Annotated in this window: 16 protein-coding genes and 1 pseudogene; 11 read left to right on the top strand and 6 right to left on the bottom strand. The window is 68.4% G+C overall.

Annotated features, from left to right (window positions below; translation table 11 throughout):
• Positions 1–655: 655 nt before the first annotated feature.
• Positions 656–1,048 (bottom strand): DUF6640 family protein, encoded by a 393-nt coding sequence (locus H8R02_RS14060; protein WP_187082043.1) that lies wholly within the window; start codon positions 1,046–1,048, stop codon positions 656–658.
• A 175-nt stretch (positions 1,049–1,223) separates the two neighbouring features.
• Here H8R02_RS14060 and H8R02_RS14055 point away from each other — a divergent pair, with 175 nt between their 5' ends.
• Entirely contained in the window at positions 1,224–2,501 is a 1,278-nt protein-coding gene (locus tag H8R02_RS14055; RefSeq protein ID WP_187082042.1) for an alpha-hydroxy acid oxidase, read from the top strand.
• Between the two features lie 605 nt (positions 2,502–3,106).
• On the opposite strand, the pseudogene H8R02_RS30795 reads toward H8R02_RS14055, so the two are convergent.
• Together H8R02_RS30795 and H8R02_RS14050 are read right to left on the bottom strand one after the other, a co-directional pair.
• A pseudogene (locus tag H8R02_RS30795) lies at positions 3,107–3,403 on the bottom strand (BLUF domain-containing protein); the annotation flags it as partial.
• 85 nt (positions 3,404–3,488) lie between these two features.
• A complete protein-coding gene (locus tag H8R02_RS14050) occupies positions 3,489–4,382 on the bottom strand; it encodes a c-type cytochrome (RefSeq protein ID WP_187082041.1) in 894 nt (297 codons plus the stop codon).
• 72 nt (positions 4,383–4,454) lie between these two features.
• Between H8R02_RS14050 and H8R02_RS14045 the strand changes: the two genes are divergently transcribed.
• The 5 genes from H8R02_RS14045 to H8R02_RS14025 all read left to right on the top strand — a co-directional run bounded on the left by H8R02_RS14045 (position 4,455) and on the right by H8R02_RS14025 (position 8,406).
• Complete coding sequence (locus H8R02_RS14045) at positions 4,455–5,639, top strand: Y-family DNA polymerase (protein WP_187082040.1); 1,185 nt, start codon at positions 4,455–4,457, stop codon at positions 5,637–5,639.
• 93 nt (positions 5,640–5,732) lie between these two features.
• The gene (locus tag H8R02_RS14040) at positions 5,733–6,200 is read left to right on the top strand and encodes a Spy/CpxP family protein refolding chaperone (protein ID WP_187082039.1); all 468 of its coding nucleotides are present in this window, start codon (positions 5,733–5,735) and stop codon (positions 6,198–6,200) included.
• Positions 6,181–6,420, top strand: a complete 240-nt coding sequence (locus H8R02_RS14035; protein WP_187082038.1) for a hypothetical protein — start codon at positions 6,181–6,183, stop codon at positions 6,418–6,420. Before H8R02_RS14040 ends, H8R02_RS14035 begins: the two co-directional genes overlap by 20 nt.
• Positions 6,402–7,091, top strand: a complete 690-nt coding sequence (locus H8R02_RS14030) for a response regulator transcription factor (protein ID WP_187082037.1) — start codon at positions 6,402–6,404, stop codon at positions 7,089–7,091. The genes H8R02_RS14035 and H8R02_RS14030 overlap by 19 nt, the downstream gene beginning before the upstream one ends.
• Positions 7,084–8,406, top strand: a complete 1,323-nt coding sequence (locus H8R02_RS14025) for a sensor histidine kinase (protein WP_354004920.1) — start codon at positions 7,084–7,086, stop codon at positions 8,404–8,406. The genes H8R02_RS14030 and H8R02_RS14025 overlap by 8 nt, the downstream gene beginning before the upstream one ends.
• On the opposite strand, the gene H8R02_RS14020 is transcribed toward H8R02_RS14025, so the two are convergent.
• On the bottom strand, positions 8,390–8,854 hold the full coding sequence (locus H8R02_RS14020; protein ID WP_255429328.1) for a DUF1569 domain-containing protein: 465 nt from the start codon (positions 8,852–8,854) through the stop codon (positions 8,390–8,392). The genes H8R02_RS14025 and H8R02_RS14020 overlap by 17 nt on opposite strands.
• Before the next feature lie 138 nt (positions 8,855–8,992).
• Here H8R02_RS14020 and H8R02_RS14015 point away from each other — a divergent pair, with 138 nt between their 5' ends.
• Both H8R02_RS14015 and H8R02_RS14010 read left to right on the top strand, forming a co-directional pair.
• Positions 8,993–11,020: a TonB-dependent receptor gene (locus tag H8R02_RS14015; RefSeq protein WP_222622464.1), complete on the top strand. Its 2,028-nt coding sequence runs from the start codon at positions 8,993–8,995 to the stop codon at positions 11,018–11,020.
• A 113-nt stretch (positions 11,021–11,133) separates the two neighbouring features.
• On the top strand, positions 11,134–12,486 hold the full coding sequence (locus H8R02_RS14010) for a hypothetical protein (protein ID WP_187082035.1): 1,353 nt from the start codon (positions 11,134–11,136) through the stop codon (positions 12,484–12,486).
• A 2-nt stretch (positions 12,487–12,488) separates the two neighbouring features.
• On the opposite strand, the gene H8R02_RS14005 is transcribed toward H8R02_RS14010, so the two are convergent.
• Positions 12,489–12,821, bottom strand: coding sequence for a hypothetical protein (locus H8R02_RS14005; RefSeq protein ID WP_187082034.1), 333 nt, complete (start codon positions 12,819–12,821; stop codon positions 12,489–12,491).
• 116 nt (positions 12,822–12,937) lie between these two features.
• Between H8R02_RS14005 and H8R02_RS14000 the strand changes: the two genes are divergently transcribed.
• Together H8R02_RS14000 and H8R02_RS13995 are read left to right on the top strand one after the other, a co-directional pair.
• Positions 12,938–13,528, top strand: coding sequence for an RNA polymerase sigma factor (locus tag H8R02_RS14000; RefSeq protein ID WP_187082033.1), 591 nt, complete (start codon positions 12,938–12,940; stop codon positions 13,526–13,528).
• Complete coding sequence (locus H8R02_RS13995; protein WP_187082032.1) at positions 13,525–14,253, top strand: anti-sigma factor; 729 nt, start codon at positions 13,525–13,527, stop codon at positions 14,251–14,253. The genes H8R02_RS14000 and H8R02_RS13995 overlap by 4 nt, the downstream gene beginning before the upstream one ends.
• Here H8R02_RS13995 and H8R02_RS13990 read toward each other — a convergent pair whose 3' ends face one another.
• On the bottom strand, positions 14,254–14,502 hold the full coding sequence (locus H8R02_RS13990) for a hypothetical protein (protein ID WP_187082031.1): 249 nt from the start codon (positions 14,500–14,502) through the stop codon (positions 14,254–14,256).
• Positions 14,503–14,771: 269 nt separating this feature from the next.
• On the opposite strand from H8R02_RS13990, the gene H8R02_RS13985 reads away from it, so the two are divergent.
• Complete coding sequence (locus H8R02_RS13985; RefSeq protein ID WP_187082030.1) at positions 14,772–15,035, top strand: hypothetical protein; 264 nt, start codon at positions 14,772–14,774, stop codon at positions 15,033–15,035.
• The last annotated feature ends 35 nt before the right edge of the window (positions 15,036–15,070 follow it).

Raw genomic sequence — 15,070 nt, 5'->3', positions numbered from 1 at the left:
CCGTTTGTAGTTTCGCTGTCCGCATCCTTCGCTGCAATCTGCCTGCGCACGCAATTTGAAGAATGGAGATCGAGCTTCGCTCGAGGAATTCAATCGCTTGACAGACGGGGAAGCCCTTGTAGTGAAGATGACCGGCGACCATGGATAGGTGCCCGGGGAGCAAAGCGACCGAGCGGACGCCCTTGGTCGTCCGCGTCGATCGACCAGTCAAACATCATTGGGGCACCCAGCCCGCCATGTCGCCCACTACGACGGAGATCGCGAGGACTGCGTAGTACACGACCGGCGAAGTTGCAGCCAGCGCAGGTGCACCTCGACGCAGGGCCAACAGCCAAGCACTTCCAAGAAATCCAAGCCACGGGACGACGACCACCAAGGCGCAAGAAGCCGCCACTTGGGCTCCGCTCCACGACCCCGACCGAGCAGCCAAGAGCCAGCACTCCGCTGCCGCGATACAGGCTACGGAGATGGGCAACACCTGCATAGGCACGCGCCCTGCAGACGTCGAATAGGCCACGCCCGCAGCAACGATAGGAAGGGCGACGAGTAGCCACAAGATCATCTGAATGATGTCTAACGCAAAGTGAACCGGCACCGTGCGGAAGGATCTGGCGAAGCCGGCGTACGACGTACGGTGTCCGCGTTGAACGATATGTCAGACGTCACTCTTACGAGCCAAGTACCACCCCACCAGCAGCAGTAAGAGAGCAAGTGAGAAGACAAGAATGTTTGCGTCCATGCCCATGACTGGAGGCACTCCCCCCTTGTCACTCAGCGATCCCCCGTAAAGGGAGGTCGTGGATGCGCTGAGCATGAAGCCGCCATACACGCACAGCCCGAGCACGCCGGCAAGACGAACCCCAAGGGCTAAGCTGGACTTTTGTAGCCAGAGAAAGTAGAGCGCCACCAGCGCTATGCTGGTGTTTGTGCCAAGCAGCCACACCATGTGCATACGCGCGTGCGGAGTCCAATCTGGATGAAAGACGTGCGTCTCGGTGAGGTCGACGAAGGGCGGGATGACCCCGTACATGAGCGTCGCGATTGTCATGATGACTCTTCCCAGCATGACAGTTCGTGAATTACCCTTCATGGCTTACCTTCGCGGGTCGTAGTGGATGTATGAACCTGGGTACTTTGAGCAAATTTAACCCGCCGCCCAAATAAATTCACCCCCCACGCCTCCCCACCGACTAGCATTCACTGCAAGCCTCAGGAGACCCCCCGTGACCGTCATCACCAGCATCGAAGACCTGCGCGTCCTAGCCAAGCGCCGCGTCCCGCGCATGTTCTACGACTACGCCGACGTCGGCTCGTGGACCGAAAGCACCTACCGCGCCAACGAAGCCGATTTCGACAAGATGCTCCTGCGCCAGCGCGTGGCCGTGAACATCGACAACCGCAGCCTGCGCACCACCATGATCGGCCAGCCGGTCTCCATGCCGGTAGCCCTCGCCCCCGTGGGCCTCACGGGCATGCAGCACGCCGACGGCGAGATCCTCGCCGCGCGCGCGTGCAAGAAGTTCGGCGTGCCCTTCACCCTCTCCACCATGAGCATCTGCTCGATCGAGGACGTGGCGCAGGAGACCGGCGGGCACCCCTTCTGGTTCCAGCTGTACGTGATGCGCGACCGCGACTTCATCAACAGCCTGATCGACCGCGCCAAGGCCGCCAACTGCTCGGCCCTCGTGCTCACGCTGGACCTGCAGATCATCGGCCAGCGCCACAAAGACCTGAAGAACGGCATGTCGGCGCCGCCCAAGCCCACCCTGCGCAACATGATCAACCTCGCCACCAAGCCCCGCTGGTGCCTGGGCATGCTGGGCACCAAGCGCCGCCAGTTCGGCAACATCGTCGGCCACGTCAAGGGCGTGGAGGACATGGGGTCGCTCTCGGAATGGACGTCCAAGCAGTTCGACCCGCAGCTCACGTGGAAGGACGTGGAGTGGATCAAGAACCGCTGGGGCGGCAAGCTGATCCTCAAGGGCATCCAGGACGTGGAGGACGCGCGCCTGGCCGTGGAAACCGGCGCCGACGCGCTGATCGTCTCCAACCACGGCGGCCGCCAGCTCGATGGCGCGCAGTCGTCCATCGCGGCGCTGCCGGCGGTGGTGGACGCCGTGGGCCACAAGATCGAGGTGCACATGGACGGCGGCATCCGCTCGGGCCAGCACGTGTTCAAGGCGATGGCGCTGGGCGCCAAGGGCACCTACATCGGCCGCTCGTTCGTGTACGGGCTTGGGGCGATGGGCGAGGCGGGCGTCACCAAGGCGCTGGAGATCATCCACAAGGAGCTGGACCTCACCATGGCCTTCTGCGGCCACACCGACATCAACAACGTCGGCCGCGAGGTGCTGCTGCCCGGCCCGATCTACGCCGACGCGCGCCGCACCGGCGCCAACGACGAGCCGCTGTTCGCGGCGTCGCGCCAGAGCGCCAACTGGGGCGACACGGCCGCCCAGGTGGCGAGTGGATCGTCGGGGTTGGCCACCGCCTCCAGGTAGACCTGCCCGCTGCGGTGGGCAATCTCGAAGGCCGCCCGGTGCGTGCCGGGCTCGAGCGCCACGCCCAGCAGCGGCGGCGGCGCCGGCAGGTGCGCGCAGGCCTGCACCACGCGCTGCACCATCCATTGCGAGCGTTCGGCGTCGCCGTCCAGCAGCAGGATGATGTGCGAGTAGTCGCACAGGAATGCGCGCGTCAGCGGCACCATCAGGCCCTTGCGCGCCATCGCGATCACGCGCAGCACGCGGTCGCCTTCCTCGAAATCCACGTAGTCGGTGCCCACGTCCAGGTCCTGCGCGCCGGCAAATCGGCGGTGCACCACCTCCTCGCCGTGCTCCGCCGCGAGCGCACGCACCACGTCGAACGAACCCATGCCCGCCGACGCGCAGACCAGCACGCGCTGGAAGGCGTCGGGGTCGGCCTGCCGCTGCGCGCCGGGGTGGCGCACGGGCGTGGATAGCTGCCGCCACACGGCGGTGGGGGAGTACTGCTCGCCCTGGTCCATCCGGCGGCGCACGTCCTCGACGCGTTGGGCCATCTCCAGCGGCGGGTCGTCGCACTGCACGATGGCCATCGACCACGGCCCGTCCAGCAGGCGCGCGCCGCGGCTCGCGTGCACGATGCGCAGGGCGTGGTGGCGGCGGTCGTTGGCCACGCGGTCCATGATCTTGAGCAGGGCGTGGCCGGGGCCCTCCTTCCACTGCAGGAACCAGCCGGACTGGTACAGCAGCGCGGTATGCACGCCCACGGGCTCGTTGTGCTTCAGGGCACTGGCGCGGATGCGCTCCATCTCGGCGTACACCGAGTCGCGGATGGAGGCGACGCTGGCGTAGACCAGGCGCGCCACGCTATGCGCGCCCTCGTCCGCGCTGTCGGGGGTGACGAGGGTGGACAGGCGTTCCATCGCAGCATCCTGCCGCCCCCGCGTTCAAGGCCAGTTGCGTTGGGTCAACTCGGCCTTAGAACGCACCCCTCTCCTCAGCGGCCCGTCAGCGTCCGCCGGCGGGGCGGGGCGGCACGGTCTTGAGGTAGGCGTAGAGTGCCTGGGCATCCAGGTCATTCATTTTCGAGAGCGACTCGAAGGGCATCACCTCGATCTTCGTGCCGTCGGGGCGCTTGCCGCTCTTGAGCATCGCCTGGAAGGCGGCGGCGTCCTTGTAGCGCGTCATCACCGTGCCATCGCCCGGCGTCAGGTTGGCCGCGGCGGGCCAGTGCGGCGGGCCGCCGGGGATCTTGCCGCCCGAGAGGTGCTCGCCATGGCAGCCGATGCACATGTTGGCGACGTAGGCGCCATGCTTGGCGTCCACCGCCGCGGGGATGGGCTGCTGCGGCGGCAGCGTGTGGTCGATCTTCTCGGCGGCGTCCTTGATCGCGCCGAAGCCGTAGAGGATGCGCACCGGCGGCGGCAGTTGCACCACCGCCGCTGCGCCCTTCTGCGGCGGCAGGCTGCGCACGTAGGCCACCAGCGACGCGAGGTCGGCGTCCGTGAAGCGGTTGTAGTCCTCGCTGGGCATGATCATCGCGGGCGTGCCGTTCTTCTTCACGCCGTGGCGGATGGCGCGCACCCAGTCCACCGGCTGGTATTGCGCGGTGGCGCCGCCCTTGGTGATGTCGGGCCCGGCGATCTTGAGCGCGCCGTCATCCACGAAGGTGCGGCCGCCGCCGTTGGCGCCATGGCAGTCCACGCAGCCGCGCGACTCGAAGAGGTACTTGCCGCGTTCGAGCGACTGCGCGTCTTCCACGTACGCCACCGGCTTCACGTCCACCTTCACCTGGCGGGTCATGCGGCTCGACGCCATGTTCCAGCCCACGGCCGCCGCGGCACAGGCCACGACGAGGATGCCCACGACTGCGCCGACGGTCCATTTGATCCATCTCTTCATCCTGAAACCTCCTGCTCTTCAACGCTGCACAATGTACAGGTGAGCTCCCCGCGCCGTATAGCCCACCTCGACATGGATGCTTTTTTCGCATCGGTGGAGCTTCTGAGGTACCCCCAGCTGAAAGGCCTGCCCGTCGTCATCGGCGGCGGCCGGCGCAAGGTGGACGAGATGCTGCGCGAGCGGTTCGAGGGGGTGCCGCTGTCCAAGATCCCGCCCGATGCCTTTCCCCTGCTCAAGGACTATGTCGGCCGTGGCGTGATCACCACGGCCACCTACCCGGCCCGCCAGTTCGGCGTGGGCTCGGCCATGGGCATGATGAAGGCGGCCAAGCTGGCGCCGCATGCCATCGTGCTGCCGGTGGATTTCGACGAGGTGCGGCGGTTGTCTCGGACCTTCAAGTCGGTGATCCGCGAGATCGCCCCGGTGGTGGAGGACCGTGGCATCGACGAGGTGTACATCGATTTCACCGACGTGCCGGGCGGGCAGCGCGAGGGTGGGCGCGTGCTGGCGCGGCTGATCCAGAAGTCGATCTTCGAGGCGACGCAGCTCACGTGCTCCATCGGCGTGGCGCCGAACAAGCTGATCGCCAAGATGGCGAGCGAGTTCAACAAGCCCAATGGCATCTCCATCGTCTATGAAGACGACGTGCAGAAGCAGATCTGGCCGCTGCCGGTGCGCAAGATCAACGGCATCGGGCCGAAGTCGGAGGTGAAGCTGCACAAGCTGCACCTGCACACCATCGGCGACATCGCCAAGTCGGACCGGGAGTGGCTGGTCGACAACTTCGGGCAGTCGTACGGCGCGTGGATGCACGACGCGGCCTGGGGGCGGGATGACCGGCCTGTTGTCACCGAGAGCGAGCCTGTGTCGATGAGCCGGGAAACGACGTTCGAACGTGACTTGCACGCGGTTCGCGATCGTGCGGAGCTGGGTGCGATCTTCACCGACTTGTGCGTGCGCGTTGCGGAGGACTTGCAGCGCAAGGGCTATGTCGGGAAAACGATCGGCATCAAGCTGCGGTATGACGATTTCAAGACGGCGACGCGCGATTTGACGATCGAGCAGTTCACCGACGATGCGAAGACGATTCGTCGCGCGGCGGGGCAGTGCCTGAAGCGCGTGGACCTGTCGCGTCGTCTGCGGTTGCTCGGCGTGCGTGTCGGCAAGCTGGCGAAGTCGGGGTCCGAGGAGCATCTCGCGGCGAACGTGGGTGCCGTGTTGCGAGCCGAAGAGCCCACGCCCGATCTTTTCAGCTGACCCGATACAAAACGAAAAGAAGCGCGACCGCCGCGAGATGAAACAAGCGCCGGCAGGCTCCACCATTCGCTCACCCCAACAACGGAGCCCCCCATGCGCCCCTGGATCAAGCGAACCGCCCTCGCCCTGCTCGGCACCACCGTCGTCCTCGGCAGCCTCGCCGGCTGCGGCCACCGCTACGGCCACGAACGCTTCTCCAGCATGTCCGCCGAAGACCAGGCGAAATTCCGCGAGAAGGTCGTCAACCGCGTCTCCGACAAGCTGGATCTCTCCGCCGAGCAGAAAGCCAAGCTCAATGCGCTCGCCGCCAAGCTGCACGAACAGCGCATGGCCCTGCGCGGCACGAGCGACCCGCGCGCCGACGTGAAGTCGCTCATCGCCGGCGACAAGTTCGACCGCACCAAGGCCCAGGCCATGGTCGGCGAGAAGACCGCCGCCATCAACACCAGGAGCCCGGAAGTCATCGCCGCCTTCGGCGACTTCTACGACAGCCTCAACGCCACGCAACAGGCGAAGGTCCGCGAATTCCTGGAGCGCCGCCGTGGCTGGCACCGTGGCTGAGCGCGTGCTCACGCTCGTCGAAGACCCGCCGGCCGAAATGCTGGCGATGGTGTGGGGCCCGCGCTTCGACCGCGAACACGCGATGGCCTTCGCCGACCGGTTCGACGCGATGCCGCCGCACGCGCAGGAAGCGGTCCGGCAAAGCCTGCTGCGGCTGCCCGACAATGCGGCATGGCGCATTGCGCGCAAGCACAATGCGGCATGCCCCGCCTCCTGCTGATCGACGACGACGCGCAGCTGGGCGAGCCGCTGGCGGCGTACTTCGCGCGGTTCGACCTGCAGCTCGAACAGGCCACGCGCCCGAGCGACGGGCTCGCGCGGCTGCGCGAAGGCGGCTTCGACGCGGTGATCCTCGACGTGATGCTGCCGGAACAGGACGGCTTTGCGGTCTGCAAGGCCATCCGCGCATCGAGCGACATCCCCGTCGTGATGCTCACCGCTCGCGGTGAAGTGATGGACCGCGTCGTGGGCCTGGAGATCGGCGCCGACGACTACCTGCCCAAACCCTTCGAGCCGCGTGAACTGGTGGCGCGCATCACCACCGTGCTGCGCCGCCGCCGCGCGCCCGCCGCCGCCGACGGTCGATTGCGCTTCGACGGCCTCACCATCGACCCGGCCACGCGCAGCGTACAGCGCGAAGGCAGCGAAGTGGAACTCACCGGCACCGAGTTCGACCTGCTGCTGATGCTGGCCCGCGAACCCGGCAAGGTGTTCAGCCGCGACGACATCCTCAACCACCTGCGCGGCCACGAGGCGGAGCTGTACACGCGCGCGGTGGACATCGTCGTGAGCCGGCTGCGCAAGAAGCTCGAGCCGCTGCCAGCGATCAAGACGCTGCGCAACGCGGGCTACACGCTGGCGCTGCGCGCGCAACAAGGCGACCGTGCCTAAGTTTTTCGGCAACCGCGGCGATGCGCAGCAGGGCAATGGTCCCTGGCACCACCGCGCGCACCAGCACATGCGCCACTCGCTCAAGGCGCGCCTCGTTGCGGTGTTCCTGTTGCTCGCGCTCGCGCTCACCGGCGCCTTCATGTTCGGCATGCAGAAGGCCGTGAGCATCGGCTGGCGCGACGCCGCGCGGCCGCTCGTGAGCGACTACGTCGACCACCTCGCCGCCGACATCGGCACGCCGCCCAGCATCGACCGCGCGCGCGGCCTCGTGCAGAAACTGCCGATCACCGTGCGCATCGCCGGCCCGCAGGTCAACTGGGAAAGCCACCCCGGCCGCGACTTGGAAGCCCCGCACCGCCACGACCGCTGGGCCACCGAGAGCGGCCTGCTCGCACGCGCCACGGCCGACGGCCACCGCATCGAGTTCGGCCTGAACGTGCAGCCGTGGCGCGACCGCCCGCGCATGTGGGGCTGGATCACGCTCGCCATGCTGCTGGTGCTGACGCTGCTCGCGTACAAGTACGTGCGCCGCCTGCTGCGGCCGCTGGACGACATCAGCGCCGGCGCGCAGCGCTTCGGCCGTGGCGAGTTCGCGCAGGCGATCCCCGTTCGCCGCAACGACGAACTCGGCGACCTGGCCAACGACGTCAACACGATGGCGCGCAGCATCCACCAGATGCTCGACGCCAAGCGCGCGCTGCTGCTGGCGATCAGCCACGAGTTGCGCAGCCCGCTCACGCGCGCGCGGCTCAATGCCGAATTGCTGCCGGAAACCGGCGAGGCCGCCGCAAGGCGCGAAGCCCTGCTGCGCGACCTGCAGGAGATGGCGGACCTGGTGACCGAGCTTCTGGAGAGCGAACGCCTCGGCCAGGGCCACGCCGCGCTGCAGCGCGAGCCCACGGACCTCGGGACGCTCGCACTCGAAGTGGCTAGCGGCCGCGGCGTGCTCGTCGAAGTGGACGACCCGCTGCCTCAGTTGCAGCTCGATCGCGTGCGCATGCGCCTGCTGCTGCGCAACCTCATCGACAACGCGTTGCGCCACGGCGGCGAGGGGGAGCGGCCGGTGCTCCGCGTCGCGCGCGGGGAGCGAGGCGTCGTGCTCTCCATTCGTGACTTCGGCCCGGGTGTGGACGAAGCCGTGCTGCCGCAACTCGCCGAACCCTTCTACCGCCCCGACGCCGCGCGCGAACGCGCCACCGGCGGCGTCGGCCTCGGCCTGTACCTGTGCAAGCTGATTGCGCAGGCGCACGGCGCGACCTTCACCGTGCGCAACGCGAACCCCGGCCTCGAAGTAGCGGTCAGCTTCCCGGCGTGACCAGGATCTCTTCCTGGTGGTTGGCGATGTGGAAGGTGTGCGCCAGCGCGTAGTCGCCCTTTTCCAGCGGGCCGTACGCGAAGTGCGGCTTGAAGGGCCCCGAGTAGCCGTTGAAGCGCGTGATGGCGCGGCGCAGCCGAACGGCGGCGGGCTTCCAGTCCGCGCCCGCGGCGAGGCCCGGCGCGCCCGGGATCGGTTCGTCGAGGCCGTGGCTCATTTTTCCTCGCCACTTGAAGTACTTGAACGCCGCGCTGCCCGCGGTCTTCTGGAACAGCTCGGGCTTGGGCTGCGGGAAGCCGTCCATGCTCATCTCGATGCTCTGCGCGAGGTGGTCCAGCACGGCCGTCAGCGGCCAGGCACCCGTGGCCTTGGCGGCAGGCGTGCGCTCCAGCTTGTCGAGCCAGCGCAACGCGTCATCAAGCGATTGCACTCTGGGTTGGTCGGCCATGGCGCCTCCTGCCGGAAGGAGCACCGCTGCGATGAGGAACTGGCGGCGCTGCATGCGGCGCATTCTAGGGGCTGCATCCGCCGACGGCGTTCTTTCGTACACGCTACGATCCGCGAAAAGCGTCCTGGAGGAGTCCCCGTGCCCCGTTTTCCGCGCCGCCGCCTTGCGGCCCGCCTTGCTGTTGCCTTCGCCTTGCCCGCGGCGGCCGGCGCGCAGCCCGCCAGCGTCCAGTTGCAGGAAGTGACGATCCAGAGCACGCGGGAAGACCTGCAGGGCACCGCCACCAGCGCCAGCGAAGGCATCGTCACCTCCAAGCAGCTGCGCACTCGCCCGGTGCTGCGCGCGGGCGACGTGATGGAGTCGGTGCCCGGCCTCGTGGCGACCCAGCATGCGGGCGAAGGCAAGGCCAACCAGTACTTCCTGCGCGGCTTCAACCTGGACCATGGAACCGACTTCGCGACGTGGGTTGACGGCGTGCCGATCAACTTCCCCACGCACGGGCACGGGCAGGGCTACACCGACCTCTATTTCCTGATCCCGGAGCTGGTGGACACCATCCAGTACCGCAAGGGGCCGTACTACGCCGAGGAAGGCGACTTCTCCGCGGCGGGCAGCGCGCGCATCCGCACGGTGCGAAAACTCGACAAGCCGTTCGCGCAGGTCGAGGCCGGGCGCTTCGGCTACCGGCGCGTGCTCACCGCCGGTTCGTTCGCGGCGGGCGGTGGGGACTTGCTGCTTGCGGCCGAGCACGGCCGCGACGATGGGCCGTGGACTGTCGCGCAGGACCTGCGCAAGACAAACCTCGCTGCGAAGTACTCGCAGGGCACCGCATCCAACGGCTGGACCTTCGGCGTGAACCACTACGACGCACGCTGGGTCTCCACCGACCAGGTGCCGCAGCGCGCCATCGACAACGGCTCGCTCGGCCGCTTCGACTCGCTCGACCCCACAGCCGGCGGCCGCACGCGGCGCACGTCCGCGCAGGCGGGCTGGGCGCGCAGCGGCGACGGCGTGGACACGCACCTGTCCGCGTACGCGATCCGCTACTCGTTCGACCTGTTCTCCGACTTCACCTATTACACGCGCGGCTGCGATGCGGCGCCGCTGCCGCCCGCGTGCGACGCGGGCCCCGCGCTCGACCAGTTCGAACAGGTGGACCGGCGCACGGCCTACGGCTTCAATGCATCGCAGCAGCGCGGGCTGCGCATCGGCGGCATCGAGTCGGTGGTGAGCTACGGCGTCGACTTCCGCCGCGACGAGATCGCGCAGGTGGCGCTCTTCGACACGCAGCAGCGCCGGCGCCTGGCCACCGTGCGAAGCGACGCGCTGGATGTCGATGCGCTCGGGCTGTGGTCGCAGGCGGAGCTGCAGTTCACGCCGCAGTGGCGCGCCACCGCCGGTGTGCGCTGGGACCGGCACCAGTCGGCCTCGCTCACGAGCCCGAAGGCGTCGCTCGCGTGGCTGCCGAACGAGCGGCTCGACGTGTACGCCAACTGGGGCCGCGGCTTCCACAGCAACGATGCGCGTGCAGGGGCAACGCCGCTGGTGCGCGCGGAAGGCTACGAGCTGGGCACGCGGCAGAAGTGGGCGGGCGGCACGCTCGTGACCACCGCCGCGCTGTGGACGCTCAAGCTCGACTCCGAACTCGTCTTCGCGGGCGATGCGGGCACGACCGAAGCGTCGCGGCCCTCACGCCGATCGGGCCTCGAGCTCACGGCCAACTGGCGGCCCGCGCCGGGTTGGGAAGTCGATGCCGATGTGTCCGCCACTCGCGCGCGCTTCCGCGACGCGGACCCGGCCGGCGACCGCATCCCCGGCGCGATGGAGACGGTGGGCACGCTCGGCATCACGTGGCAGCGCGGGCCCTGGACGGTGGGCGCGCGCGTGCGCCACTTCGGCGCGCGGCCGCTCGTCGAGGACAACACCGTCCGCGCGCAGGCCAGCACGCTCGTGAACCTGAAGACGGCCTACAGGTTCAACCCGCGCGCCGAACTCTCCCTCGACGTTTTCAACCTGTTCGACCGCAAGGCGAGCGACATCGAGTACGCCTACGCGTCCCGTCTGCCGGGCGAACCGCGCTTCGCCGAAGGCGCCACGCCCGCCACGCTGCACGTTCACCCGTCGCTGCCGAGGACCTTTCGCGTCGGGCTCAAGCTGGGCTTCTGAAGCGGCTACTGCTGAGCCGACAAGTCCTACTCGCACGCAGTCTTTGCACCTACGTGCACGGCGCCAGCCCGACCTTACGTTCTGGGTATTGCCAATGACTCATGAGGTGCTTCATGAAAGCCAGACTCCGCTCGACCGTTGCCGCAGCAATGGTGCTGCTGCCCGCCGCCGCGACTTTCGTGGCAACCCCCAACGTGGCCGTCGCCGCACCGCGCTACGCCGCGCCTGAAATCATCACCATGCAGGTGAACAGCGACGAGGGCTTGAGCCGCGGCGCCGACCTGTCGTTCGCGCTGGAAGGCACGCCCCGCAGCAAGGTGAGCGTCACCTTCAGCCGCATCACGCTCACGCTGAAGGAAACATCTGCCGGCATGTACCGCGGCACGTACACCGTGCGCGCGAAGGACAGGATCGACCCGACGCAGCCGATCGTGGCCAGGCTCACCTCGGGCCGCAGCACGGCGACCAGCAACTTCACCTGGCCGTCGTCGTTCCAGGCGCTGTCGATGGGCAACGCACCGACCCCGGTCGCCGCGCTGCCGCGCGTCGAGAACTTCCGCATGTGGCCGCGCGAACGCCTCGAGCCCGGCCGCGAGCTGCACTACATCTTCACGGCGCCCCCGGGCCTGAGCGCGACCTTCGAGATCCCGGGCGTCGCCACGGCGATCCCGATGCGCGAAGTGGCGCCCGGCCGCTATGAAGGCACGTACACGATTCGCCAGCGCGACAACATCGCCGCGTTCGACACGGCCGTCGCGACGGTGCGCTCCGGCACGCAAACCGTCACCGCCCGCCTGTCCGCCAACACCGCCCCGCGCGACAACCAGCCGCCGCAAGTGGTGGGCATGACGCCGCGCCCCGGCGACGTGATCTCGCTGTCCGGTCCCGAGCGCGTGTCCGCGCAGTTCGACGACAACGGCGGCCGCGGTGTCGACCCCGCCACCGTGCGCCTGACCATCTCCGGCCGCGACGTCACGTCCGAGTCGCGCATCACGCCCAATGAAGTGACGTTCCGCGGCGACCTGCCGCCGGGCCGCCACACCGCCGAAGTGACCGCGCGCGACTTCGCCGGCAATGCCGTGAGCAAGAGCTGGAACTTCGAGGTCGCGGGCCGCGACCGCGTGGGTGCAGTGCCCGGTGGCCCGCTGACGCTCGCCGTGACCTCACCCGCCCACAACGCGCAGGTCGATGCCAACGGCAACCTCGTGATCCAGGGCCGCACCGCGCCGTTCGCGCGGGTGACGGCGCGGGTGGAAGCGGTCGCGCCGGTGTTCGGCAACCGCCTGAGCGTGGCGCAGCCGGTGATGACCGAGACCGTGCAGGCGGACCGCGAAGGCTTCTTCACGCTGAGCACCCGCCCCAGCGCGCTGCCGATCCCCGGCACGCGTTTCGAGGTGTCGCTCACCGCGACGCACAACGCGCAGACCGCGGAGCAGCGGCTGACGGTGTACCAGCGCCAGGGCTGAAGTCAGGCTGCCCTTGCAGGCGCGCCCTCCACGGGGCGCGCCTTTCTTGCGCGCGGCAGCGGGCCGATCGGCCGCGAGCGCGCATCGAATTCCCACTGCGAATGATCGGGCGCCTCGACGGGTGGCCCGTCGACGAGGCCGAGGTCCCACAGCGCGAACAGCGCCGCATTCAGCGATTCGCGCGGCATCGTCTGGCGCAGGTGCGCCATCGAGATCGCGGGGTCGCAAAGGACAAGCACGTCGCGCAGGTGCGCGGTGAGGCACCACACGGTGGGCCCGCGCAGCACCTGCCTGCCTTTGGGTGTGATGGCGTACAGCCGGGTCGGCTCGGTCATGACGCTGTCTCCGGTTTGTCGTTGGAGCGACTGTCGCCCAGGAGACTGACGTGCCACTGACGCAGGCCCTTGACATGGCGCAACGCACGCAGACCCCGGTTCGTATACTGCGCCGCATGCGCGACGACCCCCGCAGCCTGCAGGCATTGCTGGCCGACACCGGCGCCGGCGACCACGCCGCGTTCGAGGAGGTCTACCGCCGCACGCGCGCGCATCTGTTCGGCCTCGCGCTTCGTATGTTGGGGCGTGAGCAGGCCGCCGAAGACGCCTTGCAGGAAGCCTTTGTCAGCGTGTGGAAGAACGCGGGCAGCTACCGCTCGAACGTCGGCGGCGAGGACATCCAGCCCATGACCTGGCTGATCGCCATCGTGCGCAACAAGGCGCTCGACTCGCTGCGCGCGCAGGCGCGCCGGCGGGAGACGGCGCTGCCCGAGAACGAAGACGGCACGCCGGCCGACATCGGCCCCGCGTCGCCGAGTGCGCTGGAGCTCTTCACCGAAGCCGCGCGGTCGCTGCGCATCGAAGGCTGCATGCAGGCATTGGACGGCACGCACCGGCAAAGCCTTGCGCTCGCCTACTACCAGGGCCTCTCGCACACCGAGGTGGCCGCGCAGATGGGCGCGCCGCTCGGTTCGGTGAAGGCGTGGATCCGGCGCGGCCTCGATAAGCTCAAGGCGTGCCTCGCGGCCGATGGAGGCGCGCCATGAGGTACAGCGACCCGCGCCTCGTGGATGCGCTCGCATCCGCCTACGTGCTCGGCACGCTCGCGGGCGGTGCGCGCCGGCGCTTCGAGCGGTTGAAGGCCGACCGTGTCGATGTGGCACTCGTCGTCGCGCAATGGGAATCGCGTCTGGGCCGCCTCGCCGGGAGCGTGAGGCCTGTGGAGCCCGCGCCGCGTGTGTGGGCCGCGATCGAGGCACGCACGCGGCCGGCCTATGCGCCGCGTGGGGAGCGCTCCGGCTGGGTGCGCGTGGCGGGCTGGGGCGTCGGGGGACTGATCGCAGGCGCGGGCGTGGCACTGGCCGCGTTGATGGTCGCGCCCACGTTCTTCATGTCGCCCGACCAGGTGGCGATGCGCGCGGGCGAGAAGCTGCCGGCGAGCTACGTCGGCCTGCTCACCGACGCCGAGGGCAACGGCAAGGTGCTGGTGAGCTCGCTGCGCCACGGGCGCGTGATGACCGTGAAAGTGATCGGCCCGCTGCAGCCGCCCGCCGCGGGCCAGCACATGGTGCTGTGGGCCGTGCCGGCCGAAGGTGCGCCCTTCGTGCTGGGGACGGTGCCGGCGAAGGGGTCCTCGGTTTCGCAGTTGCCGGATACGTCGGAGAAGCTGCTCTCGAAAGTGGGCAAGTTGATGGTGAGCCTCGAATCCACGGCCTCGCCGGCGACACCGGGGCCCGTGCTGCTTCGCGGCAACTGCGCGAAGCTCTGGTAGCTAGTGCACGCGCTCGATCAGGCCGAGGTTCTGCAGCGACTGCAATGATTCCTCCAGCGAGCGCGGCGGCATGAACTGGCGCAGCTGCTCGAACCAGATACCCGTGCCGCACATCATCAGCACGTCGTGCAGGTAGCGCGACAGCGAGCCCAGCGTCTGCTGCTCGCACTCGACGATGTCGACGCAGGCACGGCCCTTGTCGGTCAGGCGGAAGCAGCGCGTGCCGGTGTCCAAGGTTGCTTGATCCATGGCCTGTCTCCTTCGTTACTTCTGTGAAGGAAATCTGGTTTCCCGCGCTGACGATGTGCTGACTCGCCCCCTCGGGACAAACGCTGACCGAAACTGAACCCAATCTGACACGGCCTCCCGTGGCTCCCCGCCTACGCGAGGAACCGCTCGTCGCTTTCCCGCCGTTCACGGCTTCCGCGCTTCAATTGCATTTGACCAAACCTTACCCGAAGCTTACATTTGGCTTGCGGGCTTACGCCAAACTTACGGAACCGCCGGAGCAGAAGAGAATGGAACTCGCCGTACTGCAGCGCATCAAGCACTGGCTCGTGTGCCATCGCCACGACCACCCCGTGGAATACCACCTGTGGGACGCGCTGCTCACGATGTGGCTGATGGGCTGGGTCGGCTGGCTGCCCACTTTCATGTTCGACGCGGTCTGGGCCGCTCCCCTTTGCATGGTCGCCATGGCCGCGCCCACGCTCTACGTCACCTGGCGCCTGAAGGCGCACAAGGCGCGGCGTCTCCGTTGCGACTGGGCCGTGGCGATCTGAGCTGCGCCGCCGCTACAGTGCGGTGAACCTCCGGG

The organism is Ramlibacter albus (assembly GCF_014297445.1).
Taxonomy (GTDB): domain Bacteria; phylum Pseudomonadota; class Gammaproteobacteria; order Burkholderiales; family Burkholderiaceae_C; genus Ramlibacter; species Ramlibacter albus.
This window is presented reverse-complemented; position numbering and strand designations above follow the sequence as displayed.